Here is a 25,475-nt window from a genome sequence, read left to right as displayed (position 1 = left end):
TTTTCATTAGGCTTGCTCTTTAAGTTTAAGCAAAGCAATAAGTCTATAGTAGAGTATTTTCAAGTATTACCATAGCTGCTGTCAAGCATTGTGGTTTTGTTTCAGCAGCCCACGCTGTATTTTATACTTCAATAGACCTGATGCGATCTATTTTGCCATTTTTTGCTTAACTTCTTGACGCAAGTTTCTAACAAACTCAACCATAAACACAATAATCGTTGCTAGAATAAGCGACAGTATGATACCCAACACAATAATCATTGGTGAGGTTAAACCAACCGGTTTATAAGACCTAAGCATCCCACCATAAATAAGGACATTGTGATCAAGCGTTTTTAATTGTGACTTATAATGCTGTATTGTTATATTGTTGCTAAACATTTGATTTTGATAGGATAAAATGGTGTTAGACAGATTATTTAACAGTGCTTGACCATTGACCGTTGCCAAGTCTTGTGATTTAGTTAAGCTGTCCATGTTATGCTGAAATTGATTAACTGTGTCACCGTACACTTTATTTTGTTGTTGTAATTGCGCAAGGTTGAACTCAACATTCTTCTGCCAATTATTAATATTGTTGATATATTGCTGTTGTTTTTGGATATAAGCAATAAATTGACTAAATAATTCATTAACCTGTCCTTGTTCTTTGTATTTTGCTTTGACATGAAGCATTAACTTAGCAATATCAAATTGCATTGTATCCTTAAGATTATCTTTAGATGATTTTTGATCATCTTGATATTGTTTATAGTAAATATCAATCAATTTCGAGAGCTTATCCTCCCCCATAACACTCACCAATTGCCCACTATCAATATAACTAGGTCCTAAAAGATAAGCGCTATATTCGTAGTTATCTTGATGCTTAATACCATAAACAATACTCAAAATCGCACCAAGCACTACAAGAACAAACCATAATTTAATATGCTTAATTAGGGTCACCAATAAATCACTGATGCTAATAATATCATTATCCTGTTGTGACATACTTTTCCTTTTTTTCTTTTTTGTTATCTGTTTGCAAACACTGGCAGAAATATAATAAATTGATGATAACTATGCAATGAAAGGTTTTGGTTATTTTGATTCAACATGTTTAATAACCGTTTTTTATAAAAATTCAATAACTTTAAGTAAACTTTCTTTTGTCGCATTTGTTTTTAACAAACTAAGTATAGCGTTTATTTTATCACTCTCCAGATGAATGGATTGACCAATTAATAATTTATCAAAACCTGAGCTTCTGAGCTCTTCTTTTGAATAAAATAATTCTTCATACATTTTCTCACCAGGTCTCAACCCTGTGAATTCAATATTAATCTGCTCATAAGGCTTTTTACCAGAAAGCTTTATCATTTGCTCAGCAAGCTTAACGATCTTTACAGGCTCTCCCATTTCAAGTACAAAAGTTTCTCCACCTACGCCAATAGCACAAGATAAAATAACCAATAGTGAAGCCTCTGGAATCGTCATAAAATAACGTTCAATATCTTTGTGCGTCACTGTAATGGGCCCACCACTTTCCAATTGCTTTTTAAATAGTGGGACAACGCTACCTGCAGAACCCAACACATTGCCAAAGCGTGTGATCATGAACTTTGTATGTTCACTTTTTTGAGCATTCACATATAACTCAGCCACCCGCTTTGTCGCGCCCATAACGTTTGTTGGATTAACTGCTTTATCCGTTGATACAAGAAGAAAGCGCTCGACTTTATATTGCAGACTCAAATCAACAACCTGCTTAGTTCCTAAAATATTGTTTTGAATGGCTATTTCTGGCTGATCTTCCAACAGTGGCACATGCTTGTATGCTGCCGCATGAAAGACGACATCAATTTTATTTCTCTCAAAGACCTGCGTTAGTGCCTCGGTATCTATTACACTTGCCAGAATAAACTGTAAGTCTGTTTGACAAGGATATGCACTAAGCTCTTTCTCAATCAAATAGAGATTATATTCACTGTGATCCAAAATAATGAGCGTTTTTGGAGATGATTTTTTGAGTAACTGCCGGCATATCTCAGAGCCAATAGATCCAGCACCACCTGTGACCAATATTGCTTTATCCAGATAGGCTTTATCCAATTCATTTGAGTTAATAACAACTTGATCACGCCCCAGAAGATCTTCAATTTTTATCTCTTGCAAATCAGTCAGTTTAGCGCCGTGTGTTAACTCCATTAACGATGGTAAAATTTTAACAGGCAAGCCAAGCTTTGAGACTTTCTGATACAGCGTTTGTAATTTTACTTTATCAAGTGATGGAATAGCGATTAAAACTTCGTCTGCTGGGTGTTTTGTTAAAAAATCTCGCTCGTCTAGGAAGTTAACAGGTCCAATGATTTTATTATTACGTAATAACTTACCATGCAATGTTTTATCATCATCAAAGATACCTAGAACATTATAAGGTCGATTAAGCGCATCATTCTCACGTAAAAATAAACTTGCACCGCTGCCCCCACCAATGATAATCAGTTTCTTTGCATGCTTTTTCCTCACTCCCAACAAATACTGCCGGTAAAAAAATCGTCCTGCTAAAGTAATTAAAAGCGTCAATACCGGATAAAACAGCACTTCAGAGCGAGCAATAAAATCCATCCTATTAGCAATAAACTCTAGACCAAAAAAAATAATCACTCCCAAAATAACTGAATAAATATTCCTTTTTAAGTCTTCTGCCGACACTGTTTTCCATAGCGAGGCATAGGTACGAAAAATCTTGGTTGATATAGCAAATGCAATCGCTATAAATATAAACTGTCGAAAACTAAAACCACTTACTCTTCCCCATATAAGCGCATGCACAATCCCCCATGAGAGTAAGGCTGAGAAAATATCGTAAACAAAGACGATCCACGCACTTTTATTTTTTATTAGGCTTATTTTCATTATTATCTCTTTTACTCCTCACTTTTATCTAAAAGTGAACTACATACTTGCTTGCTCTAGAACTTTTGTAATTATATTTATACTATTTTCAATATCATCATCTGATAATGTTGGATGGCACAACAACATCAAGCTCCTCTCCCCTATACGTTTAGCATTAGCTAGTGGGTTATGCAGGCTATACTCACTGCCCATAAAAGCTTTTTCTTTATATATCTCTGAACAACTGCCACTAAAGCAGCTTACCCCTCTTGAGGTAATCTCTACTATCAAGTTATCACGACTCCAACCCTCTTTTAGTCTGCCCTCATTAACTAACAAATAATATTTATAAAACGCGTGAATTATATCATTTGAATAATTTGGAGTTTCAACCGCTTCAAAGTTAGAAAAGGCATTTGTATATGCTTGTGCAATCTCATTTCTTCTAGCAAGCCAATTTGGTAGTTTTTTCAACTGCATTCTACCAATTGCAGCCTGCATTTCAGTCATCCTGAAATTGGAGCCAAATGATCCATGTAACCACCTAAAACCAGCCTCATGTTTATTATGAAAGACTGCATCATAACTTTTACCATGATCTTTATAGCTCCACGCTCGTTTAAAAAGACTTTCATCATTACAAACTAACATACCTCCTTCGCCACCGGTTGTCATAATTTTATCCTGACAAAATGAAAATGAGCCAAAGTGCCCCCATGAACCTATCTTTTTCCCCTTATACTCAGCACCATGAGCTTGAGCACAATCCTCTATAACATAAATTCCTTTTGCTAATGCCAACTCCATAATTTCATCCATTTCACATGGATAACCTGCAAGATGAACTGGGATAATCGCTTTTGTTTTATCAGTACATTTTTCTGCAATCGTAGCAGCTGTTATATTACCAGTATGAGAATCAACATCTGCCAGAACAGGAATCGCACCTACAGCAACAATGGCACTTGCCGAGGCAATAAATGTTCTTGGTGTCGTAATAACTTCATCACCATAACCCACATCACAAGCACGAAGTGCTAACTCCAGACTTACCGTTCCATTTGATAATGAAATGGCATAATCACAACCAATAAATTTAGCAAACTCTTCCTCAAACAGCTTGCACTCGTTGCCAGTCCAATAATTTACTTTGCCACTTCTTAAAACTTTTTCAACTGCCAAAATTTCATCTTCAGCAAAGTGCGGCCATGCGCCTAACGTCATTCAAAAATCCTCTACTAATGTAAAAGTTAAATTTCAAAATTTTTAGATCTCTTGCTGTTATACACAACACGTTTACTATAAGGTTTGCGAATGGAAGTATACAGCTAACATTCACAATATTCTATTCCTTTCTTTTAGCAGGAACTCCAACATAAGTACCTGACTCTGTAATATTGCAAACTACACTCGCTCCACAGCCTATTATTGAGTCATTCACTATATGGATACATTGGCGAATCACTGAGTTAGCACCAATATAGACTTTTTCATCTACGCAACATCCTCCACACACCACCGCTCCGGGAGATAACTGTGAGTGACTCAAGATACTGACATCATGTTCGATAATAACCCCTGTATTAATGATTACATTAGCTCCTATATTACTATCTGGATTGATAATAACACCCGCTAAAATAACACTTCCTTCACTTACTATAACATTGCGAGCGATTATACTTTGAGGATGGATAATTGTTGCGGCATGATAGCCTTGCTTTTTATACTTTAAAAACTGCTCTTTTCTCGTATTGTCACAGCCTATAGCAACGATAAAACAATCTATTTTTTTCCCACTCAAATGAGAGGAGTGAATAACCTCATACCCTAGAATTGTTTTCCCGTTTTCAGGAATTGGGTCATCCTGAATAACAGCCTGAATAGTGTATTTACCTTGAGCTAATATTGCATCCACTACAACCTTGGCATGCCCGCCTGCACCGATAACTACGATATTTTCACCTTTACTCATCGCTTCTTGCGCTCCCTGTAAACTTCTCCATCGTTACATGCTTGCCACTGGATATATCACTACGCTTTATCACTTTTAAAAAAGTTAGCCATAATATTTTTAAATCCAATAAAAAAGTTCTATTCTCTACATACCAAACATCTAGCTCAAACTTCTCCTCCCAAGTTATAGCATTACGCCCATTCACCTGAGCCCAACCTGTAATTCCTGGTTTCACCAAATGTCTTCTTGCTTGTCGAGAATTATACAAAGGTAAATACTCAACCAACAATGCACGAGGACCAACAAAACTCATATCGCCTTTTAACACATTATATAATTGAGGAAGCTCATCTAAACTAGTACTCCTTAGAAATTTCCCAAACTTAGTTAGCCTTTGTTCATCTGGCAGTAACTCACCATGAACATCCACCTTATCATTCATCGTACGAAATTTATAGATAGTAAATATTTTGCCATTCTTTCCTGGACGTTCTTGTTTGAACAAAACAGGACGACCAAGCTTAACTCCAATTAAAACACTAGTCACTAACAGAATTGGTAAACTCACAACAAGAATAACACATGCTAAAAATTTATCTAAAAACAACTTCATCTTTAAATCTTCTTCACTATACATCTATTTCTGTATCAAAAATTGGACTCTTAACAAACTCGTTACCAACAAAGCCCGTTGCACCAGTTATTAATACTTTCATAATATAATTACCCCTTTTACATTGTCTTTCTGATAATGCGCCTCAATTAAAGTAATACATAACTTAAATAACTCTAAACTCAAATTCGATATTTTACTTCTAAATCTCGCCAATAAATTATAACAATCACCTTTTGCCATTTAGCTCAATGACTATGACGCTGCATTATATATTAAAAGCGCTAATCTTTCTTGATGTTTAGTTTAAAAAATCAAACTTCTCTCGGCAGAACAAATTGATTCGATCATAAATATCAATCAAATCTACACATGATTCGTAAATCGCATTGAGACTATCAACCATATCAACCACATTAAATCCATATTCATGCGCAACACTGTTTCTAATTTTTCTTAACCGAAGCCAATGATCAGTGTATAACAACCCTAGCGCCTCTAATTTATTAAGGATATCGATAAATGACTGACGCTTAACATCCTCCGCCAACAGCATAAGCACCGTTGGAAAAAGCTTCTCACCCATCACATCTTGCAACTTAGCAAAGCGAAATAAGAACTGATCAATATGCTCAATTTCTTCATCACGAAATTTCTCATAATTAACCACATCAAAAGGTAATTTGTGTTTCATGTTATTATAAGCGTAATTTATTCTCTTTTTGTGCTGGTCACATTCGTATAAAATTTTAACCATTTTATCTTGCAATGGATTCATAGCTCAACTCCATCTCTTAAGGCTATATCATCTATCAGGCGTTTATCATCACCCGCTTTTGCAATCACTATATCAATTTTTTGCTCACCTAGCGTTTTTTCTAATGCAACCAGTAGATCAATTTTCCTGCCATAAGCCCCTTCAATTTCCTCATGCTTTTTGGGCAAAAGATATAAATCAATATCACCCCCTCGCTTTTCATCATCAACCCGACTACCAAATAAGAATACTCGCATACCCCGACCAAAAATCGAATGAACACAAGCTTTTATTTTCAACGCATTTTCTTTACTTAAGCGCATAAAATACCCTTGCTGTTAAACCAAAAATAGTTGTTGCTTTCATTTAACCATAAACCTTCTTAACATTCACACTTTTTCAACCCACAAATCCGCCATATTGCACTGTTTAACATCAAAGCTCCATAATAGAGCCTTGATTAAACATCCACTATTAATTCACTATACTCTATTAAAAATGGACTAGGTTGATAACCCCATCAAATGTACACATACTGTTACAGATAGGTGATCAATTGGATGACATAATGTAAGACTATTTTTTAACTAAACCCTCAAGTTGAATTAAATACTCACTCGCAAGCTTATCATAGGTTCTATTTTTCATAATCCATGCCTTTCCTCTTTCACCCATCCTAGACTTATCTTCTGCATTTAGCATCGCAACTTTTAAAATTTCTTGCTTTAACTCTTCAGGATCATCCGTATTAATAAAGCATCCACAATTCGCTTGATTTATCATTGATTGATAGCCTGAGTATGATGCCAATATTGGCTTAGCTGCCAACATATACTCAACTACTTTATTCATTGACTGACCATATAGCCAAATCTTAGAGGGCATAGTTGAGAGGTATACCAAATCACATTTATCTAAAAAAAATTTGACCTCATCCTGAGGTAGCTTGCCAATAAAGCGAACATTATCACAACCCTCAAGCTCTTTCTCAAATTGCCCTTTTAGATCTCCGTAGCCTACAAGTGCAAAAAAGATTTCTTTATTATCTTTCAAAAGTTTTATTGCTTTGATTAAAGGCGCTAGATTGTTTGTCACCCCCATGCTTCCAGCATAACCGACAATTTTTTTATCTTTCGGAAGAAGTATCTCATGTTGTTTTTGACCTTCAGACTCTTTGATATCATCATAAGTTTTTTTATCAAATCCCAAGGGCGAGCAAAAATAGGGGCGCTTATACCCTAATATTTCTTCGACATGCTTATCTAGTCTGGGCATCGTTCCAACAATGAGGTTAGCATGTTTATAACCAAACTTTTCAATCCATCCAACTATTTTAACCAGCGGATGCCATTTAGAAAAACCACCTTCCTCCGTCATTGTTAGAGGCCATATATCTCGAACTTCAAAAACTAGCGGAACTTTGTATTTTCTTTTGAGATAATACCCATAAATTACTGTGAAAATAGATAACGATGAAACAATGACAACATCAGGATTGTTAAGTTTATCTCTCTTTAATTTAAATAGCTTTATTTCAAAATCAAGCCAACTCAAAATACGAGCAAATGAGGCTGTTTTTTTGTATTTCTTGGTTTTGATCCAACAAACATTAACACCTTGAACTTGTTCAAAGTTGTATACTTGTTCAGTTTCAGGATATTGCGCCAAGTGATTAGCATCTGAAGTAACTAACAAGACATTATGATCTTTATCAACAAACTCTTTTGACAACAAAAAAGTTCGTGCAAGCCTACCATATTTCGGAATGGTTGCATATTTAGAAATACACCAAATATTCACGTTATTCTACCTTATACAGTTTTGGTATTGCATTTACTACTTTTATGACCTCTTTAAAATCAAATCCTAAAACATCAAGATACCACCTAAGGTTTGAATAGCGAGGTTTGTTTTCTTCTTTAACCAATTCCAACGCCTTCTCTCGCGAAATTTCACCTTCTCGAATTTGATTACTTCTAAACGTATCATGCTCGGTGAAACCTGCAACCGTATAGTATACATAGTTATAGAACGCTGCAGTTCCATCACCTATCCGCCAGGTTGTACTAGTATCTGTTGCCTTTTCCCAATCATAACAAGAGACTAATGTGTCATCTATTGTTTCTTCATCCCAACGCCAATAGTCAAATATATGAAAATAATCTTTTTTTTCAGTAAAACTTCTATAGTATTCTCCTGAAAGCGTATCCCATAATGAACTATTAAAGTAACCTGGACTTTTGATCATTGCTCCCAAACGCAATGACTGGTAGCGTAATTGCTTCATCATTCCATGAGAATATACTCTTTTTTCCTCAAAGTCAGGTTTAATACCAAGAAAGCCCGCTTTAAAATGTGTTACTTCTAAAGGGTTTACTCCCCATAAATTTAAATTGATTCCAGTTTGCTTTTTGACTGACTCTACGTATTTGAAAAAGTGTTTATCTCCGGCTGTCAATATACTAATCATCCCAAGGTGAGGAGATTTTAACCACGCCTTCAAATTCATCGCAATATTTTTACGTTTTGTCTCAATATCAGCGGCAACAATAATATTCTCCACACCAAGTTCGGCACACATTCTACTAATATTACGCCTCCCTAGATCTGTCACCATCCCCCAATCATAGGTGTAAGTAACAGGTTTCATTTTGAGCTCATTAACAATTAGATGAAGTCCATAACAACTATCTCTTCCACCTGAAAAAGGAACTATACAATCATTGCCATGCGCGCTGCGATATGGCTCTACAAGTTCAAAAATCTCCTCCTTAGGGCGTGGCTTATTTCGTATTTTATAATGATGACAATAATTACATACACCGTCTGCGTCAAAGTGAATAAAAGGCATGGTTTCTGTCAGAATACATTTACTACAACGCTTCAGCTCCGGAGTGTCATACTCTAAAAGAGCTTCTTCCTCACTATTTGTCAAAAGCTCAGGAATAACATTATGTTGACGAGTTTTCTCATCAGTAATTACTGGCAACTCATTTGATTTTGGAATATCTATAAATATAGCTGATTTGATTTGCTCAATATTGATGCACCCATTTGTTTCTAGAGGATAACTCTCAGAAGAAAAATAAATATCCTTCTTCTTTTTTCCCCAATATAAGCTGCCATTGTTTGAGAACAATGCCAACTTACCGTACTCTGGAAACACTAATGCACAGGCAATCACGCCTTTACAAAGGCTCAATACCTTTTCTGGAATATCCTCAATTGCACCACCATCCAAAAGATGTTCTTCAGCAACTGCTACAATTACTTCTGAGTCTATTTGTAAGTTTTGCGTAACCGAAAGTTTCTCCCAGACATCCTTATCATTGACAATAATCCCATTATGGATTGCCATAATTTTCCCACGCACTACAGGTTGATTATCAGACAAACCATTGGTGATCAATCGACTATGTCCCATTGCCAATGAGCCATTACATGGGTTAACTTTGCGAATTAATTTTTCAATTGAATAGTCCGATCGGTTAACTTTGTAAGAATCATTTTCATAATAAATCAGACCACTAGAGTCCATACCTCGCTGTTCAGCATGTCTAGCCAACTTCTCAAAATCACGCTTATCTACACTTGGTGTTGAAATAACACCAAAAATTCCACACATAATTACTCCAAATTCTTTAATAAAGCTACAATTTTGTCATGCAATACTGTTATAAAAACCTAACAACTTTTCCGATTCAATTCCCCAATTATATTTCTCTTCAACAGCAAGTCTTCCATTGTTACCCATTTCTTCGGCCTTATCCATATTATCAATAAAAAAGTCTATTGCTTGCGCAATATCCTCTGGTCTCATTGGATCGACACAAATACCACAGATATTGCCCTCAATAATTTCTTTCCATAAAGGGAAGTTAGAAGCTATTACAGGAATACCAGCTGACATATATTCAAACATTTTAACTGGTAATGCATCTATGTAATTAACTGTAGGATGTAGAGCGACCAAACCTACAATACTTCTCTCATAAACAGAACTCACTTCTTTTCTAGACAGCCAGCCAGTAAGTTCAATTTTTTCAGGCAACCCCTGTTTAATTTTTTTCTCCAAATATGAGTTTTCAAAATCACCAACGACATAAGCCTTTATTGCTTTTGATAAATCGATTGCGCAAATAGCCTCATTAATTCCCCTTGCTTTGGATATTCCACCAACATAACAACAGCTATTTTCTTTCAAACTCCAATTACTTAAGCTTCCAACTTCATCAATAATTGGGTAATTATTAACATCCAATGTGTTTTTGTTTATTTTAAGAAACTTGTCTTTAATAAATGGCGTTGCAGCTATTATACCATCAAGTTTTGAGCAAATTATTTTCTCATATTTAGCGGTTAACAATGAGAGTAACTTTGCTTTCCAAGGCTTTAAATAAGGTTTAGATAAAATTTGCGCCGGCAAGTCTTCATGAGCATCAAAAATAACTTTTTTGCCTGCTTTTTTTAGTTTTTTCGCAATAAGCAATAATTCAGGATCGTGCAAATGATAAATATCTGCATCTATTTGTAAAGCCTTATCTAAAACTTTCCTCGTTGTTTTAAAAACTCGATGTATACGACTATTTGAGTTACCTACATCATAAATATTAATACTATTTTTTATCTCATCTCCTTTGCCGTCTGCAACCACTAATGAAACTTCATATAGCTCACAAAGCGATTGACATTCTTTAATAAAAATTCTCACATCATAACGAGGGTGAGCAGATGTTAAATGCACAACCTTTATCATAAAATCCACTCCGCAATAAAATGCTAACTATAAATCTTAACTTTTTTATTAGCTATTTTCTCAAATATCCTCTGAGTTTTTTTAGCCCATTTATGCAAAGAATCCCAGTTTTTATAATTCTTATAACTGTATCCTTGCATTTTCGTCATTTCCATGAGTTTCTCAGCGGAAATACCCAATTTTTTTGCGACATAAGCACAATCATCTTGCAACTCATCTTGATCATATAACGGACGATCCAACTCAGCAAGCGCTTGATTTCGAGTGATTAGTTCCGAAAGGATTTCGCTTGATAGATGAGCTCTGCGCTTATCTATATTAAACTTAGTTGGCAAGTAATAGTTTTGAAAAAACTTGGTAAATCTGGATTCACCATGCTTTCTGCCATACTCTTTATAACCAACCGTTTCCTTTAGCTCCTTTAATGCCTGTGCTTTATCATATTGCATATAATTTAGCGGTCTAATGGTTCTCATTTTTTTAATCATTGGATAATAAAAATAATACTGGAAAAATGAAATCGTATCATAATCCTTTAACCTATGCTGACCAAATTTTTTATGTATATCCTTTAAGTTGATTGCATCCATTGCTGAATGATGCCAGCTCTCAGGAAAAACTGATTCAGTAGCAATGTTACCTCCGCTAATTACATATCTAATTTTATTTTGAGTCGCGTAATGGTACAAAGAAGCAAAAAATATGTGATCCTGCACAACATCTTGGTTCGCAACGCCAGACTTCAAATAAGCGTTTTGTAAGTCTTTAATTTCTTGCCAATCAACAACCCTAGTATGCAGTTCATAACCACAGTGTTTTATGATTTGTTCAATATTCCAAACTGCTAATTCACTGTTCCATCCAGCGTCAACATGAACAACTAGAGGGCGCAAACCATAATCTTTAATTTTCAAAGCCAAATATGAACTATCAACCCCACCACTTAAGCCAATAATACAGTCATACTCTTTCCCTTGACCTTCTTTTTTTATTTGCTCAAAAACCTTCTCTAGCTTCTTGCCACCTTCAGCATTAGGGAACCAGTGCTTTGAGGTAATGTCATCAAATTTATGACAATGATTACATACACCACTATCATCAAATGTAATCATGGGATCACTTGTATCCATTACACATCTACTGCATACTTGATAGAGCTTGGTCAATTTTGTTTCTCCTGCAAAAGACTTTCTAATTTTTCATAGCTGGGGTATGTTATCAAAACAGCGCGATGTTTACCATGAAAAACAAACATGCTACCTGCTGAAACAGCCGACACATCAGCTTTTGACACAGCTTGAGCAAAATCATCAATAGAGCCTGCACCACCTGAGGCTATTACAGGTATTTCAACCTCCGAGGATATTTGTTGAAGCAAATCAACATCATAACCATTACCCATTCCTTCACGATTAATTGAAGTCACAATCAGCTCTCCAGCGCCTAAATCCTGCATTCTCTTTGCATACTCAACTGGGTGTTGTCTTGTTCTACATTTACCATTGTTAACAAATACTTCATGCTTCCCAATAAAACTTTTCTTAACATCAATTGCAACAACAATGCTTTGACTTCCTGCAAGTTTACTTGCTTGAGCAATCAACTCTGGAGAGTAATATGCTGCACTATTGATAATTACCTTTTCAACCCCTAAACGAAAAAGTTTCTCAACTTGCTCTATCTGGCTAATTCCACCACCATAGGCAAATGGCATAAAAGTTTCAGCCGAAATATCTGCAATCAACTCGTAATTAATGGACTGATTTTTAGTTGCTGATATATCTAAAAAAACAAGTTCATCAACCTCTTTCTCATTGAAAATTTTCACCACATTAATAGGGTCACCAACATATCGATGATCCTTAAACTGCACGCCTTTATATAATCCACCCTCTTTCAGTAGCAATATTGGAATCACGCGAGTTCTGAGCATCTTACAATCTCCAAGAAGTTTTTAAATAATTGCATCCCAAATTTATGACTCTTCTCAGGGTGAAACTGGACCCCATAAATATTATCCTTGCGTACAGCACAAGTGAAGGGTTGACCATAGTAGCAACAGGCTAATGCATTAGCTCCATCCAAACAGTTAACATAATAGGAGTGCACGAAGTAAAATCTAGCATTTGCAGTTAATCCCCTAAATAGCAAGTCATCTTTCGCTGATATTTCATTCCAACCCATATGCGGCACACGCATTTTTTTTTGTTGCTCTTGCCGTTCAGAAAATTTAAACCTTGTGACATTTCCTGAAATATACCCTAACCCAAATTCTTTACCTTCTTCACTTGTTTCAAATAATAACTGCATACCTAAACAAACACCTAGAAATGGCGTCTTATCTTGCAGTATTTTCTTTTTTAAAACCTCTAAGATACCTAATTTCTTTAGCCTTATCATACCATTATCAAAAGAGCCCACCCCTGGAAGTATGATGGCTGTTGCAGCATTAATCTCCTGAATACCGGATGACAAAACGGCCTTTCCACCAACCTTTCTAATCATATTCAATATAGAAGCAGGGTTTCCCATACCATAATCAATAATCACAATCACTAAATACCTCTACGTTTCTTCTTTAATAGTTAAACATCTTAATATGATGTGGTTACTTTACAAACTTTGCTTAATCACTGGCAAGCACTTTTTTAAACGAAAAACTCAAAAAAGACAGCTTTGTAGTGCGGTAATGTTAGCAAAGATTGTACCTATCAGCAGTGAAATTGGGTATCCTTTTTTTTGCTTCACCGAACCTACTTCACTTCTAACTTTGCAAAGATTTAATTGCTTCTACAGAGCTAAAATTAGTACGTTTACTTAAGAGAGCTAAAGCACTATACACTAAAAGATAAGGTAAGATATACCATAAACTCATGTTATCAAACTCCCCTTTAGCATAAAGCATAAAAAAATTAACAGATATCACCGCATAGATAACCGAGGACCAATAGCTATTGTACTTACGCAACACATTATGAAGTAAGGACATTAAGATACCCATAAAGAAAAAAGCCATCACTCCCCCCATATAACCAAAGTTCATATACATTTCTCCCATCCCAGTTGGAGGCAAGGCTCCACCCTCTACTCCGCTATACCAGAGTTCTTTAATAATTACACTTGGCTGGTAATTCGGTAAAAGCAATGAATTTGCTGGCAATATATTCTGAAGCCATAAAATAGTTGAGCTCCCATAAAGTAACTGATGACTTCCCTCCCATTTATCCAAAATTTGCATCAGCACGGGAATATTCGGCATATTACCACTGCCAACTGAGTAATAGGTGAAGAGCTTAAAATTGAAGATATAATGCAAGATAGTGTCCGTATAAGTTGTATCTAGTAAATGATTATAAGCCAAATTACTCGCTAGCCTAAAAAAATATAAAATAACACCCAAGCTACAAATTAGTACTAAAATACTGAAGTATTTAAAGTTTTTCTTAACACACTTCGTATAAAAAAATAAATAGTGCGTAATAAAGAATGTTAATAAATAAACAATAGATGAGAAAACCCTACCTGTTGAGATATGGATTAGAAAAGTTAACAGCAAATATAATAACCAACACCATGAAAAACCTTTGCCCTCCTTAAAGAGATAATACTGCCACATATAACAAGCAATATAGGAAAACAAGTAAAAAAAAGTGGTTGTGTGAACCGTTTTCAGCTCCAAATATCTTACTGAGATATTCTGCATATAGCACCAAAGGTTCCCATTTGCAATAATAGCAACATTATAGATAAAGTTTGAGAGACCTATTAAAAAAAATAACAATATAAATAATGGTAGAAGTTTGCTAGACACCCCATCATTGATGTTAATTTTCACTACAAATTTTCTTCGAAAAACTCTATATCCAAAAAAAGACGATATATAGCATAAGCAAGAATATATCACTGCCGATTCTAATAATTTAACTCTATTTGCATTCTGAATATCAAATAAGTATCTATTTGTAGATAAATCCCCAAAATATAACAGTATGGCCGCTACTGGAACCGTTAAATAGAAGAGTGTATAGAGCATAAATGGGCTAAATAAGTTTCTGTCTGCAGAAAAAATGGCATAACAAAAAAGTACTACTGTCAAAAACATAGCCCACCCTACTACCTGACTAAAGAATGCAATTACTACACAAATTAAAGTTCCAAACAAAAAAAATAAAGCAGCAGATTTTGAAAAATTATACATAGTCTTTCCTTCTCCAAAAATATTTAAACGTGCCTATATAAGCTAATAGTAAACAGAATATTAAGAGCAAACATACAGCAGGTGACCAATCTATAAAATCTTGAAGCACATACAGTAAGGGTGGAAATAATATAAATATTGTAAACCTGATATCTATGCACTTGAATTTAAAGTATTTATTTGCCAAGATCCATTTTGAAATAAAAAAAATAAAGTATCCAAAAGCAATTGATATAGCAGCACCTTTAGCTCCATACATAGGGACAAACACAAGCGAGCCAATAATATTCACCAACATGGCAAGAAAAGAGGATAAAATTATAAACTTTGTTTTTTTAACGTACAGAAACCCAACTTGCACAATTTCAGATAATACATAAAAAAATGGAATAAAAAGAAGTATGCTAAAAATATTTATAGCTGCGGCATAATTATACCCAAGAAACATCACGATCAGATCTTTCAACATGTACGAAGTAATAATTATAACAAGCATTATACAAGCCATAAAATTAAACACTTGATTGAAAAGCGTTTTTTCTTCTTCACCTAAGCCTGTTGCTATAATTTCATTTACTTTAGCAACCCAAAAATTACTAAAAACTCCTTGGATTATACTCAAAGGCGCGATAAGTGCGAAAGCCGCAGCATAAATGCCTAGCTCATAGCTATTAGATAGATTCAGCACTATAACGCGATCTATGCTCTGCATAACCCATACCATAGCAAAGGAAAACACAAATGGGTAGCCATATTTTAAATAGGACTTTAGTTTTTCTGATTCAAGCCTCAGCAATATAGGTGTATTTTGGATAGAAGGGAGGTTCCAAGCCTTGTGAACACCTATAGCACTAACCAATATTTGAGCGATAATTTGAGCAACTATTATTAGCCAAAAACTATTGTAGTTAAACCCCAAATATAATAACAACACTAGCATGAAATAAAATAAACTATTGCTTATTTGGAGGAATGCATAAAACGCAGATGATTTAGCCATAAGTACAGAAAGCAACACGAATCTATTTATCACAAAGCTTAAAACCCCTATAACAGTCGCAACATAAAGGGCTAGGCTTTGAGCTGAGAAGAAGACTTTTGTTATTTCTTTATGAAAAGGGAATAATACAGTTAACACTAAAGCAGCAAATATAAGCACGACAAACAGGCACTGACATAGCAAGACACTCCTATTTTCTTCACTTTCCTGCTCATAATAATGCCTTACAAAAACTTGATCCATTCCACAACTACATATATAAAAGGCTAAATTCATTACTGTAATAAACATTGTCCCTAGACCATAGTCATTTGGCTCTAATATTCTAGTTAGTATGGGGACTGTAAATAATAGTATTGCTGCAGATCCAATAGCACCTATGCCGTAGTGCAGTATACTTTTATTCATCAACTTACAAGCTCCACAATTTCTTGAGTCTGTCTATCAAGGCAATCATCCGACCAAATCTGTGATAAAATTCTACGATTTTCAAGGACCTCATCATACTTCATTGGCATTCCAAGCCCCTTAGCATAATCAAATGCATAAAGATATATGCCTTTGTTTTTCAAAAATATATAAAGTGGGGATTTACTATTCATAAAAACCTTGCACCCTGCAAACAATAGCACCACAATATTCGCTAGTGCCTCTTGTCTCAAGTGGCCAAAAATTGCATATTTGCAATCAAAAAGAAGCTTGGTGTAATTATGTAGCGACATGAATTTTTCAATAAGTTCGACACGTCTATAGCCTTCTACAACCTCTTTAATCTTTATTTTATAGCGTTCACTTGCACCATAAGATATGGGTATAATGAGCTTCACATACTCTACATTCCATTGATATATTAATCGATTAAGTATATCAACATGGTTATTAGTATAAGAACCTGAGTTCCCCACCAACACCCAATCATTACTAGGCAATCTATTACTATACACCACTCCTTCTAATAAATCTTCTAAACTGCAATAATTCCAATTAATCAATTTAGCGCTAAAAGAGGGATAATACTCTTTTAGCAGGAAGAACTCAGACTCAATAACTGGAGCAAAATAACTGATTTTAGCAAGCACCTTTGCATAGTAACCCAAGCTAGGAAAAACCATTTTCTTGACTATATTACTCAATAATTCAGACTTCCTTTTTTCGCAGTTATATTTTTTGATATATTCCAAACTGTTAGGTAAATATTGCTGATAGCCCACTAAATATGGATATAGGTCTCCTCCCCAGCCTATCCAAAAAAAAATAATTTTTTCTGAGGAATTCAAGATTAATCTTTGCTTGATAGGGCATAGACAGTGAATAAACACCATTTTATATTTCTTAAGCTTATTTAAGAAGAGTGGGTTATATATATTTAACCAACTTATTCTCCTAACTTTTTTATTAGAACACCTTAACCTTCTTTGAGTCGAAAGACAGATAAACTCATGCCCCTCATACTTGGAAAATCGTTTAATTGCATATGAAGTAAAGTTATCATCTTGAACAATATGTAAATACAAAAATCACCTCAACCTTTTTAATTTGAATTAATTTGCACACAGACACAATGCGTAAGGGTTAAAATGCCAATTAAATAAAATATAATTTCTCCAACATAATTGGCAATTGTGTTTTTCTTCAAGGACATTAACTACAGCTCTTCCTGAAGGTCAAGTGAAACATATATACGCTTTCCTTTTTCATTAACAAAATAGGCATTTTTATATGGATAATGGCTCATCGCCCTTAAATAGTCGATAGCCTCCTGCATGGTCACTTGCTTTTCTAAATTAATGGCACATAAATTTTGAAAATCTTGAATAGAGTTATAATTACCTTCATTTTTTGGTTTATCTGCTATGCATGCGTTATTTAATATATTATCTATGTTCTCTTCCAGCAGCTTCATCTCCACTGACACAACCTTGTTATATAACGACAAAGAGGTATCATCTTCTGATTGAACCACCTCTCTTTGCGCAATAATTTTACCATGGTCTATTTCCTCATCCATAATATGAATAGTAGCCCCAATTGGTTTCTTATTTATAATTGAAAACACCTGTGGAAACCATCCTCTATTATAAGGATTGAAACCAGGGTGAATATTAATACATTTTAGCTGATTAACTAATTTACTTGGAAAAATTTGTTTTGAATGACAGGAAAAGCCAAGCTCATAACCTGAATTCATAAGCATGCGCATAGCTTTATTATCTTTCAAGTCTAACTCAGATACTTCATCCTCTAGCTCAAACAATTTATAACTTTTAGGGCTATGAAAATAATCAACTTCAACTTTTCTACTACTTAAAATTACCCTAATAGCTTTATATAGAAGCAAGTTATCCGTTAGAACAAATAGTTTACTAATCACGTAAAACCTCGATAATACATTTCTGTTGAGCTAGATTTAAGCCTATATAAATAGGCAAGCATAAAATTCCTCTAGATATCGATTCGGAGATAGGGCAATTATTTTTAAAGCTTTCATCAATAAAACTCAATTCATTTAATGATGGGTAAAAGTATCTTCTTGGATAGATACTTAAATCATTAAGTTTACGAACCGCCTTAAGCAAAGATTCTTCCGTTTTAAAAACAATAGGAAAATAGTGATAATTTAACGATGCACTCTCATCCATCTCTTGTAACTGGAAATGATTATTTAAGTGATCGTAATAATATTCCCAAATCCTTTTTCTATTTTTAACAATAGCGTCCATATCCTCTAAAACAGCAAGTCCCATAGCCGCTTCAAACTCATTCATCTTTAAGTTACTACCAAGACATACTATATCTGCTCCATCGAGACCAAAGTTAATCATGTGTTTAGCTTTCTGATATAAGACATCATCTTTTATAATTAAAGCTCCACCCTCAATAGTATGGAATAATTTGGTTGCATGAAAACTCAAGGTGGAAATATCACCGTACTCTAAAATACTTCTTCCTTTATACTTTACGCCAAAGGCATGCGCTGCATCGTATATAACCTTGACATTACTCTCATCAGCGATGCTTTGAATCAACTCAACCTCACAAGGGTTACCAAAGACATGCACTGGAAGTATCGCTGAGGTTTGTGTGGTTATTTTTTCCTTAATTAACTTAGGGTCAATATTAAAGCCACTTGATTTTATATCACTAAAAACCGGGGTAATATTATCCCATATAAGGCTACTAGACGTTGCCACAAAAGAAAAGGGTGTTGTAATCACATCACCGCTGATATCTAGTAATTTATAAGCTAAATTCAATGCTACAGTTCCATTAGTGACTAAAAGCAGGTTCTTAACGCCTAGATGTTCTTCAAGATCACGCTCAAGCTTTTGCACCAAAGGTCCATTGTTTGTTAACCATTCATTTTGATAAATCTGATCAATATAGCTTTTATATCTATCGATATTTGGCAAATACGGTTTAGTAACATTAATGCGCATCTAAATAAAACTCAATCGTCTGTTTAAACAACTTCTCAAAATCCTGAGAAGGCTTCCATCCTAACTCATTTTGAATCTTACTATTATCAATTGCATAACGCCAGTCGTGCCCTTTGCGATCCTCAACAAAATTAATGAGTTTTTGGTGTGGCGCACTATCTGGACGATATCCATCCATCAGTTGACAAATCGTTTTAACCAAAGTTAAATTATCAACCTCATTTATACCACCTATATTATAAACCTCTCCAACTTTCCCTTTTTCCAGTATGCAGGCAATAGCATCACAATGATCCTCAACATAGAGCCAATCACGAACATTACTACCATCACCGTAAACAGGGATGGTTCTTTGTTCAATACAACTATTAATAACCACTGGAATTAATTTCTCAGGATGCTGATAAGGTCCGTAGTTATTAGAACAATTCGATATAGTTACTGGCAACTTATAAGTGTGATAGTAACAACGCACAATATGATCAGAGCCTGCTTTCGATGCTGAATAAGGTGAATTAGGCTCATATGCTTTGCCTTCAGTAAATGCAGGTGCTTCTTTTGTTAGCGTACCATAGACTTCATCTGTTGACACATGATGGAAACGACATTGCGTTTCATCCAGAGCTTTTTCATCAAGCCAAAATCTTTTTGCCTGCTCTAGAAGGTTAAAGGTGCCCATTACATTCGTTTCAAAAAAGACCTTGGGGCCTGCAATTGAATTATCGACATGCGACTCTGCAGCAAAATGTATGACCGTATCAATATTATGCTCTCTTAATACTTTTGCTACCTGTCCCTCATCACAAATATCACCTTGAACGAAAGTGTGATTTTGGGCATTTAACAAGTCCTCAAGGTTCTTTAAATCACCCGCATAGGTTAATTTATCGTAGGATATTACCTTATATTGCTCATTCATTAACAACAGCATCCGCACAAAATTGCTACCGATAAATCCCGCGGCACCTGTAACTAAAATATTTTTAGCCTTATACATTAATTCACTAACCCTTTTAAATACTGACCATATTCGGTCTTATTAAGCAATTCCGCTTGCGCTAGCATTTGCTCAGTTACAATAAATTTTTTACGCCACGCGATCTCTTCTAGACAACCTATTTTTAGCCCTTGACGCTTTTCAATTGCAGCAATATACTGCGAAGCATCTAATAGTGAGTCATGTGTTCCCGCATCAAGCCAAGCAAATCCACGACCAAGCAATTGTACATTCAATTTTTTCTTTTCCAAGTAAATTTTATTTAAATCCGTGATTTCAAGCTCACCACGCCAAGAACGTTTGACTTGTTTTGCATACTCAACCACATGCTTATCATAAAAATACAGCCCTGTTACGGCGTATTTTGATTTAGGTCTTTGGGGTTTCTCCTCTAGTGAAACCACTTGATTATTTTCATCAAACTCAACAATGCCATAACGCTCTGGATCGTTAACATAATAACCAAACACACAAGCCCCACCATTATCTGAGTCACATTGTATTTTCGCTGTGTTTAGAAAATCTGGCAATCCTTGACCATAATAAATGTTATCTCCCAGAATCAAGCAAGCCGAGTCACCCGCTAAAAAATCTTCTGCTAAAATAAAGGCTTGCGCCAACCCATCTGGGGATGGCTGAATTTTATAACTTAGCTCAATACCAAACTGTGAACCATCACCTAAAAGATCCTTAATCAGGGGAATATCTCGCGCAGTAGAGATAATTAGAATTTCTCGCAAACCCGCTAGCATCAACACTGATAAGGGATAATACAACAAAGGTTTATCATATACTGGCAAAAGTTGTTTACTCACGCCTAGAGTTAAAGGGTAAAGCCTTGTCCCGCTACCACCTGCTAAAATAATGCCTTTCATCCACTATCCTCTATGAATACAAACACATTGGTAAACTAATCACCTCATCAGATAATCTATCTGATATCGGACAAAAAGCGTTCTTGTCTTCAAATGCAGGTTGCTTATTTAACGGGACAGGATAATGAATCGTCGTTGGAATACCTTGATCTTTTAACTGCTCTTGGAAGTTCGATCTATTTCTCACCCGCACGGTATATTGGCCATAAACATGCTTTCTGCCTTTTAACTCTACAGGAGTTATCAGGTCTGTATTTTTATATTGCTCAAAATAAGCTTGCGCGCGTTTACGACGTATTTCAATTTCTTGATCAAAATACCTGAGCTTAACCAACAGTATAGCTGCCTGAATGGTATCCAATCGTGAGTTTACACCAATACTGGTATGGTAATAACGCCTACTTTGTCCATGCACTCTGATTTCACGCATTTTTTGCGCAATATCGTCATCTGAGGTAAACATTGCCCCACCGTCGCCATAGCAACCTAGAGGTTTCGTTGGGAAGAAACTCGTTGTTGCTATATCAGATACATTGCAAGATTTGTTGCCTTTATACTCAGCACCAAAGCTTTGAGCTGCATCCTCAATCACATAAATCTTATGACCCAACTTTTGCGAATAACTCTTTGCCACTTCATTAATTGCATCCATATCTGCAATCTGACCATATAATGAAACCGGAATAATGGCTTTTGTTTTTGATGTTATTTTTTCTGCAATTAGCTTAGCATCAATCAAAAAGCTGTCTTCTTCAATATCGACGAATACAGGTTTAGCACCCAATAGTGCAATTGTTTCAGCTGTGGCAATAAAAGTAAACGGGGTTGTAATTACCTCATCACCCGGTTTAATACCAATAGCCATCAATGCAATTTGCAAAGCATCCGTGCCATTTGCACAACTGACACAATGTTTAGCACCTGTATATCTTTCTAATTCTTCTTCAAGCATTTTAACTTGCGGACCCATAATAAATTGACCACTATCTAAAACTTCTTGAATTGCATTATCAATTTCTTTTTTACGTGCCTGATATTGCGCCTTAATATCAAAAAATGGTTTCATTTGCATAGTCACATTTACTCCATTACTACGCAATCATTATTAAGAAAGTAATGATTGCCTTGGGTGTCAATTGCTTTACCGTCTTCATCAAATTGCAAACGATCGCCACATTGATCAACCCAACCGATTTGTTTAGCTGGCACACCAGCCATTAATGCATAAGGTTTTACGTCTTTTGTAACCACTGAACCTGCGCCAATTAAAGCATATTCACCGATTGTCACGCCGCATATAATAGTTGCATTAGCACCTACCGTTGAACCCTTTTTTAGTAAAGTTTTTCTAAATTCGCTCTTACGATTCACATGACTTCTTGGGTTAATGACATTGGTAAAAACCATTGAAGGACCAAGAAAAACATCATCCTCACACTCCACCCCATCATAGATGGATATGTTGTTTTGCACTTTGACATTATTACCAAGTTTAACATTTGGACCTATTACACAGTTTTGACCAAATGAGCAATCATTACCAATAACTGTATTACCCATAATATGACAAAAATGCCATATTTTAGTGTTTTCACCAATGCTAACATCTTCATCAATATAGCTACTTTGATGAACGAAAACATTACTCACACTGACTTCTCCATGTATTGATCTATCAATGGTTTAGAAAATCCTAAAAATGGTGTTTTCAGCGCTTTTTGACAAAATGGGTGACTATTTGGAGTAATCCCAAGCGGTGTCTTGTGTCTTAATGCAAACACAATTTCAATAGCAGTTTTAGCATCTGATACACGATAACCTTTACCATTTAATATATCTTGGTACACAAGTGTGTGCAAATCCGTAAAGCCCTCACTAAACTCAAACTCATCACCATCAATTTTAATTGAACGAAATGTTCTCATCCCTTTATCAAGTGCTTCTTGTGGTAACATCTCTGGATTGATGCTCAAGAACCATCTCACTCTCGCACGCTCAAACTCAAGATAACCCGCTGCTTTATCAACTTCATAGAGGTGACAGTCATTTCTTTTTAAATCACCAAAGATCCAAGAAAGCATATCAAAAAAATGCACACCAATATTGGTTGCAATACCTCCTGATTTACTTTCATCCGCTTTCCAAGTAGTGTAATACCAAGTTCCTCGACTCGTAAGATAAGTCAGATCAACATCGTAAACTTTATCTTTTGGCCCACTCAATATTTTTTCTCTCAAGGCAATAATTGAAGGATGAACTCGTAACTGTAGAATATTATAAACATTCCTACCCATCTCTTTTTCTAAACTCTCCAAGCCTTCTAAAACCCAAGGATTTAAAACCAATGGCTTTTCTGAAATTGCATGTATACCATTATTTAACGCAAAACGAATATGACTATCATGTAAATAATTTGGAGAGCATATTGAAACAAAATCTAGCAATTGGCTCTGTTGTTTTCTCAACTGTACGTTACGCTCAAATCGCTCAAACTCTTTAAAAAAATCAGCTTGTGGGAAATAGCTATCAATAATGCCAACAGAATCAAAAGCATCCATTGCCACTACAAGATCATTATTAGTATCTTTTATTGCCTTCATATGCCTTGGGGCAATATAGCCCGCCGCACCAATTAATGCAAAATGCTTCATCACAAATTCCTTAAACAGAATTAATATTAAATTTACAACCTAAACTTCGATTTCTTCTTATCATAAATCGACTTAACATCAATTAATATATCATGCATAGGCAATCTTTCATTGCGATAATCATCATGACCTACAGCAACAACAATAACATCGTAGTGTTTTTTTTCAAGTTCCGACCAACCGATAAGCTTCACACCAAACTCATGCTGAACTTCGCTAACATCAGCCACAGGATCATGAACATCAACATCCAAGTTATACTCTTTTAACTCTCCAATCACATCAAAAATTTTAGAGTTCCTGATATCAGGGCAGTTTTCTTTGAACGTTACACCCAAAACAGCAACTTTTGAGTCACGGATCAACTTTCCTTCATGTATCATTGTCTTAACCGTTTGTTCAGCTACATATTTTGCCATACCATCATTAATTCTTCGCCCTGCCAACAACACCTCTGGGTGATACCCTAGCTTCTCTGCCTTATAAGTCAAATAATATGGGTCCACACCGATACAATGCCCGCCAACAAGCCCAGGGTTATGGCGCACAAAGTTCCATTTGGTGCCAGCTGCATCTAAGACTTCTTGCGTGTCTATATCCATCATGGCAAATATTTTGGATAGCTCATTAACGAATGCAATACTTAAATCCCTTTGTGCGTTTTCAATCACTTTACAGGCTTCAGCCACTTTAATTGAACTTGCCTTATATATGCCTGCTTTAACAACAGATGCATAAACATCAGCAACAATGTCACAAACTTGAGGTGTTTGCCCTGAGACTACTTTTAGAATCTTGGTAAATGTATGCTCTTTGTCGCCCGGATTAATTCGCTCGGGAGAGTAACCGACAAAAAAATCAACGCCACATTTTAAACCTGACTCTTTCTCCAAAATAGGTACACAATCCTCTTCTGTTGCCCCTGGGTAAACTGTCGACTCATACACAACAATATCACCCTTTTTAAGCGCTTGACCGATCGTCTTGGATGCGCTCAAAAGCGGTGTCATATCAGGCTTATTAGCATCATCAATAGGTGTCGGAACGGCAACAATATGAAAATCAGCATTTTTTAAATCAATAATCTTATTCGTTAGAACTAAATCTGCCGATCGCAACTCATCATCAGAGACTTCAAGTGTTGCATCATGGCCTAATTTTAACGCTTCTATTCTCTTTTCATTAATATCAAATGCAACCACTTGATGCTTTTGCCCAAAAGCAACCGCCACAGGCAAGCCGACATAACCTAAACCAACAACCGAAATTTTTCTATCCACTTCTTCTAACGTCCAATTTTTACTTTGAAATTTATAAGTTCTTCACTTGAAGACCGTCGCTAACCCTATAA

At 35.4% G+C, this 25,475-nt stretch carries 24 protein-coding genes; all 24 read right to left on the bottom strand.

The genetic code is table 11. The features are described 5' to 3' along the window. Positions 1–147: 147 nt before the first annotated feature. On the bottom strand, positions 148–993 hold the full coding sequence (locus tag ACZ5V8_RS02910) for a hypothetical protein (protein WP_464218275.1): 846 nt from the start codon (positions 991–993) through the stop codon (positions 148–150). A gap of 123 nt (positions 994–1,116) precedes the next feature. Beyond that, the gene (locus tag ACZ5V8_RS02905; protein ID WP_464218274.1) at positions 1,117–2,901 is read right to left on the bottom strand and encodes a polysaccharide biosynthesis protein; all 1,785 of its coding nucleotides are present in this window, start codon (positions 2,899–2,901) and stop codon (positions 1,117–1,119) included. 39 nt (positions 2,902–2,940) lie between these two features. Then, complete coding sequence (locus ACZ5V8_RS02900) at positions 2,941–4,107, bottom strand: DegT/DnrJ/EryC1/StrS family aminotransferase (RefSeq protein WP_464218273.1); 1,167 nt, start codon at positions 4,105–4,107, stop codon at positions 2,941–2,943. Positions 4,108–4,228: 121 nt separating this feature from the next. Continuing rightward, positions 4,229–4,858 carry a NeuD/PglB/VioB family sugar acetyltransferase gene (locus ACZ5V8_RS02895; RefSeq protein ID WP_440616719.1) on the bottom strand — a complete coding sequence of 210 codons (630 nt, stop codon included), beginning with the start codon at positions 4,856–4,858 and terminating at the stop codon, positions 4,229–4,231. Continuing rightward, on the bottom strand, positions 4,851–5,477 hold the full coding sequence (locus ACZ5V8_RS02890) for a sugar transferase (protein WP_464218272.1): 627 nt from the start codon (positions 5,475–5,477) through the stop codon (positions 4,851–4,853). Before ACZ5V8_RS02890 ends, ACZ5V8_RS02895 begins: the two co-directional genes overlap by 8 nt. A 277-nt stretch (positions 5,478–5,754) precedes the next feature. Continuing rightward, entirely contained in the window at positions 5,755–6,147 is a 393-nt protein-coding gene (locus ACZ5V8_RS02885; protein ID WP_440651792.1) for a hypothetical protein, read from the bottom strand. A gap of 80 nt (positions 6,148–6,227) precedes the next feature. Then, complete coding sequence (locus ACZ5V8_RS02880) at positions 6,228–6,533, bottom strand: nucleotidyltransferase domain-containing protein (RefSeq protein WP_464218271.1); 306 nt, start codon at positions 6,531–6,533, stop codon at positions 6,228–6,230. Positions 6,534–6,786: 253 nt separating this feature from the next. Next, positions 6,787–8,010 carry a glycosyltransferase family 4 protein gene (locus tag ACZ5V8_RS02875; protein ID WP_464218270.1) on the bottom strand — a complete coding sequence of 408 codons (1,224 nt, stop codon included), beginning with the start codon at positions 8,008–8,010 and terminating at the stop codon, positions 6,787–6,789. Position 8,011: 1 nt separating this feature from the next. Beyond that, complete coding sequence (locus ACZ5V8_RS02870; RefSeq protein WP_464218269.1) at positions 8,012–9,835, bottom strand: hypothetical protein; 1,824 nt, start codon at positions 9,833–9,835, stop codon at positions 8,012–8,014. Positions 9,836–9,871: 36 nt separating this feature from the next. Further along, complete coding sequence (locus ACZ5V8_RS02865; RefSeq protein ID WP_464218268.1) at positions 9,872–10,966, bottom strand: glycosyltransferase; 1,095 nt, start codon at positions 10,964–10,966, stop codon at positions 9,872–9,874. A 23-nt stretch (positions 10,967–10,989) separates the two neighbouring features. Continuing rightward, a complete protein-coding gene (locus ACZ5V8_RS02860; protein WP_464218267.1) occupies positions 10,990–12,132 on the bottom strand; it encodes an N-acetyl sugar amidotransferase in 1,143 nt (380 codons plus the stop codon). Next, positions 12,129–12,899: an AglZ/HisF2 family acetamidino modification protein gene (locus ACZ5V8_RS02855; RefSeq protein ID WP_464218266.1), complete on the bottom strand. Its 771-nt coding sequence runs from the start codon at positions 12,897–12,899 to the stop codon at positions 12,129–12,131. Before ACZ5V8_RS02855 ends, ACZ5V8_RS02860 begins: the two co-directional genes overlap by 4 nt. Then, positions 12,881–13,516 (bottom strand): imidazole glycerol phosphate synthase subunit HisH, encoded by a 636-nt coding sequence (gene hisH / locus ACZ5V8_RS02850; RefSeq protein WP_464218265.1) that lies wholly within the window; start codon positions 13,514–13,516, stop codon positions 12,881–12,883. Before hisH ends, ACZ5V8_RS02855 begins: the two co-directional genes overlap by 19 nt. A 214-nt stretch (positions 13,517–13,730) precedes the next feature. Further along, complete coding sequence (locus ACZ5V8_RS02845; RefSeq protein ID WP_464218264.1) at positions 13,731–15,164, bottom strand: O-antigen polymerase; 1,434 nt, start codon at positions 15,162–15,164, stop codon at positions 13,731–13,733. Then, complete coding sequence (locus ACZ5V8_RS02840; RefSeq protein WP_464218263.1) at positions 15,157–16,572, bottom strand: lipopolysaccharide biosynthesis protein; 1,416 nt, start codon at positions 16,570–16,572, stop codon at positions 15,157–15,159. The genes ACZ5V8_RS02845 and ACZ5V8_RS02840 overlap by 8 nt, the downstream gene beginning before the upstream one ends. Further along, on the bottom strand, positions 16,572–17,678 hold the full coding sequence (locus tag ACZ5V8_RS02835; protein WP_464218262.1) for a TDP-N-acetylfucosamine:lipid II N-acetylfucosaminyltransferase family protein: 1,107 nt from the start codon (positions 17,676–17,678) through the stop codon (positions 16,572–16,574). Before ACZ5V8_RS02835 ends, ACZ5V8_RS02840 begins: the two co-directional genes overlap by 1 nt. A gap of 131 nt (positions 17,679–17,809) precedes the next feature. Then, a complete protein-coding gene (locus ACZ5V8_RS02830) occupies positions 17,810–18,535 on the bottom strand; it encodes a dTDP-4-amino-4,6-dideoxyglucose formyltransferase (RefSeq protein ID WP_464218261.1) in 726 nt (241 codons plus the stop codon). After that, positions 18,528–19,601, bottom strand: coding sequence for a DegT/DnrJ/EryC1/StrS family aminotransferase (locus ACZ5V8_RS02825; RefSeq protein WP_464218260.1), 1,074 nt, complete (start codon positions 19,599–19,601; stop codon positions 18,528–18,530). Before ACZ5V8_RS02825 ends, ACZ5V8_RS02830 begins: the two co-directional genes overlap by 8 nt. After that, positions 19,591–20,598, bottom strand: a complete 1,008-nt coding sequence (gene rfbB / locus ACZ5V8_RS02820; RefSeq protein ID WP_464218259.1) for a dTDP-glucose 4,6-dehydratase — start codon at positions 20,596–20,598, stop codon at positions 19,591–19,593. The genes ACZ5V8_RS02825 and rfbB overlap by 11 nt, the downstream gene beginning before the upstream one ends. Beyond that, positions 20,598–21,473: a glucose-1-phosphate thymidylyltransferase RfbA gene (gene rfbA / locus ACZ5V8_RS02815; RefSeq protein ID WP_440616742.1), complete on the bottom strand. Its 876-nt coding sequence runs from the start codon at positions 21,471–21,473 to the stop codon at positions 20,598–20,600. Before rfbA ends, rfbB begins: the two co-directional genes overlap by 1 nt. Positions 21,474–21,483: 10 nt before the next feature. Continuing rightward, positions 21,484–22,545, bottom strand: a complete 1,062-nt coding sequence (locus tag ACZ5V8_RS02810) for a DegT/DnrJ/EryC1/StrS family aminotransferase (protein ID WP_464218258.1) — start codon at positions 22,543–22,545, stop codon at positions 21,484–21,486. 8 nt (positions 22,546–22,553) lie between these two features. After that, positions 22,554–23,123: an acyltransferase gene (locus tag ACZ5V8_RS02805; protein WP_464218257.1), complete on the bottom strand. Its 570-nt coding sequence runs from the start codon at positions 23,121–23,123 to the stop codon at positions 22,554–22,556. Then, entirely contained in the window at positions 23,120–24,124 is a 1,005-nt protein-coding gene (locus tag ACZ5V8_RS02800; RefSeq protein WP_464218256.1) for a Gfo/Idh/MocA family protein, read from the bottom strand. Before ACZ5V8_RS02800 ends, ACZ5V8_RS02805 begins: the two co-directional genes overlap by 4 nt. Before the next feature lie 32 nt (positions 24,125–24,156). Beyond that, on the bottom strand, positions 24,157–25,404 hold the full coding sequence (locus ACZ5V8_RS02795) for a nucleotide sugar dehydrogenase (protein WP_464218255.1): 1,248 nt from the start codon (positions 25,402–25,404) through the stop codon (positions 24,157–24,159). Positions 25,405–25,475: the final 71 nt, after the last annotated feature.

This window comes from Cysteiniphilum sp. GTC20157, from assembly GCF_055396795.1.
This window is presented reverse-complemented; position numbering and strand designations above follow the sequence as displayed.

Bases quoted from the DNA above. Each gene is read 5' to 3' on its own strand.
- ACZ5V8_RS02910 (WP_464218275.1), bottom strand. From the start codon at position 993: ATGTCACAACAGGATAATGATATTATTAGCATCAGTGATTTATTGGTG.
- ACZ5V8_RS02855 (WP_464218266.1), bottom strand. From the start codon at position 12,899: ATGCTCAGAACTCGCGTGATTCCAATATTGCTACTGAAAGAGGGTGGA.
- ACZ5V8_RS02890 (WP_464218272.1), bottom strand. From the start codon at position 5,477: ATGTATAGTGAAGAAGATTTAAAGATGAAGTTGTTTTTAGATAAATTT.
- ACZ5V8_RS02895 (WP_440616719.1), bottom strand. From the start codon at position 4,858: ATGAGTAAAGGTGAAAATATCGTAGTTATCGGTGCAGGCGGGCATGCC.
- ACZ5V8_RS02810 (WP_464218258.1), bottom strand. From the start codon at position 22,545: ATGCAAATGAAACCATTTTTTGATATTAAGGCGCAATATCAGGCACGT.
- rfbB (WP_464218259.1), bottom strand. From the start codon at position 20,598: ATGTATAAGGCTAAAAATATTTTAGTTACAGGTGCCGCGGGATTTATC.
- ACZ5V8_RS02800 (WP_464218256.1), bottom strand. From the start codon at position 24,124: ATGAAGCATTTTGCATTAATTGGTGCGGCGGGCTATATTGCCCCAAGG.
- ACZ5V8_RS02840 (WP_464218263.1), bottom strand. From the start codon at position 16,572: ATGAATAAAAGTATACTGCACTACGGCATAGGTGCTATTGGATCTGCA.
- rfbA (WP_440616742.1), bottom strand. From the start codon at position 21,473: ATGAAAGGCATTATTTTAGCAGGTGGTAGCGGGACAAGGCTTTACCCT.
- ACZ5V8_RS02900 (WP_464218273.1), bottom strand. From the start codon at position 4,107: ATGACGTTAGGCGCATGGCCGCACTTTGCTGAAGATGAAATTTTGGCA.
- ACZ5V8_RS02870 (WP_464218269.1), bottom strand. From the start codon at position 9,835: ATGTGTGGAATTTTTGGTGTTATTTCAACACCAAGTGTAGATAAGCGT.
- ACZ5V8_RS02845 (WP_464218264.1), bottom strand. From the start codon at position 15,164: ATGTATAATTTTTCAAAATCTGCTGCTTTATTTTTTTTGTTTGGAACT.
- ACZ5V8_RS02865 (WP_464218268.1), bottom strand. From the start codon at position 10,966: ATGATAAAGGTTGTGCATTTAACATCTGCTCACCCTCGTTATGATGTG.
- ACZ5V8_RS02885 (WP_440651792.1), bottom strand. From the start codon at position 6,147: ATGAAACACAAATTACCTTTTGATGTGGTTAATTATGAGAAATTTCGT.
- ACZ5V8_RS02825 (WP_464218260.1), bottom strand. From the start codon at position 19,601: ATGCGCATTAATGTTACTAAACCGTATTTGCCAAATATCGATAGATAT.
- ACZ5V8_RS02905 (WP_464218274.1), bottom strand. From the start codon at position 2,901: ATGAAAATAAGCCTAATAAAAAATAAAAGTGCGTGGATCGTCTTTGTT.
- ACZ5V8_RS02880 (WP_464218271.1), bottom strand. From the start codon at position 6,533: ATGCGCTTAAGTAAAGAAAATGCGTTGAAAATAAAAGCTTGTGTTCAT.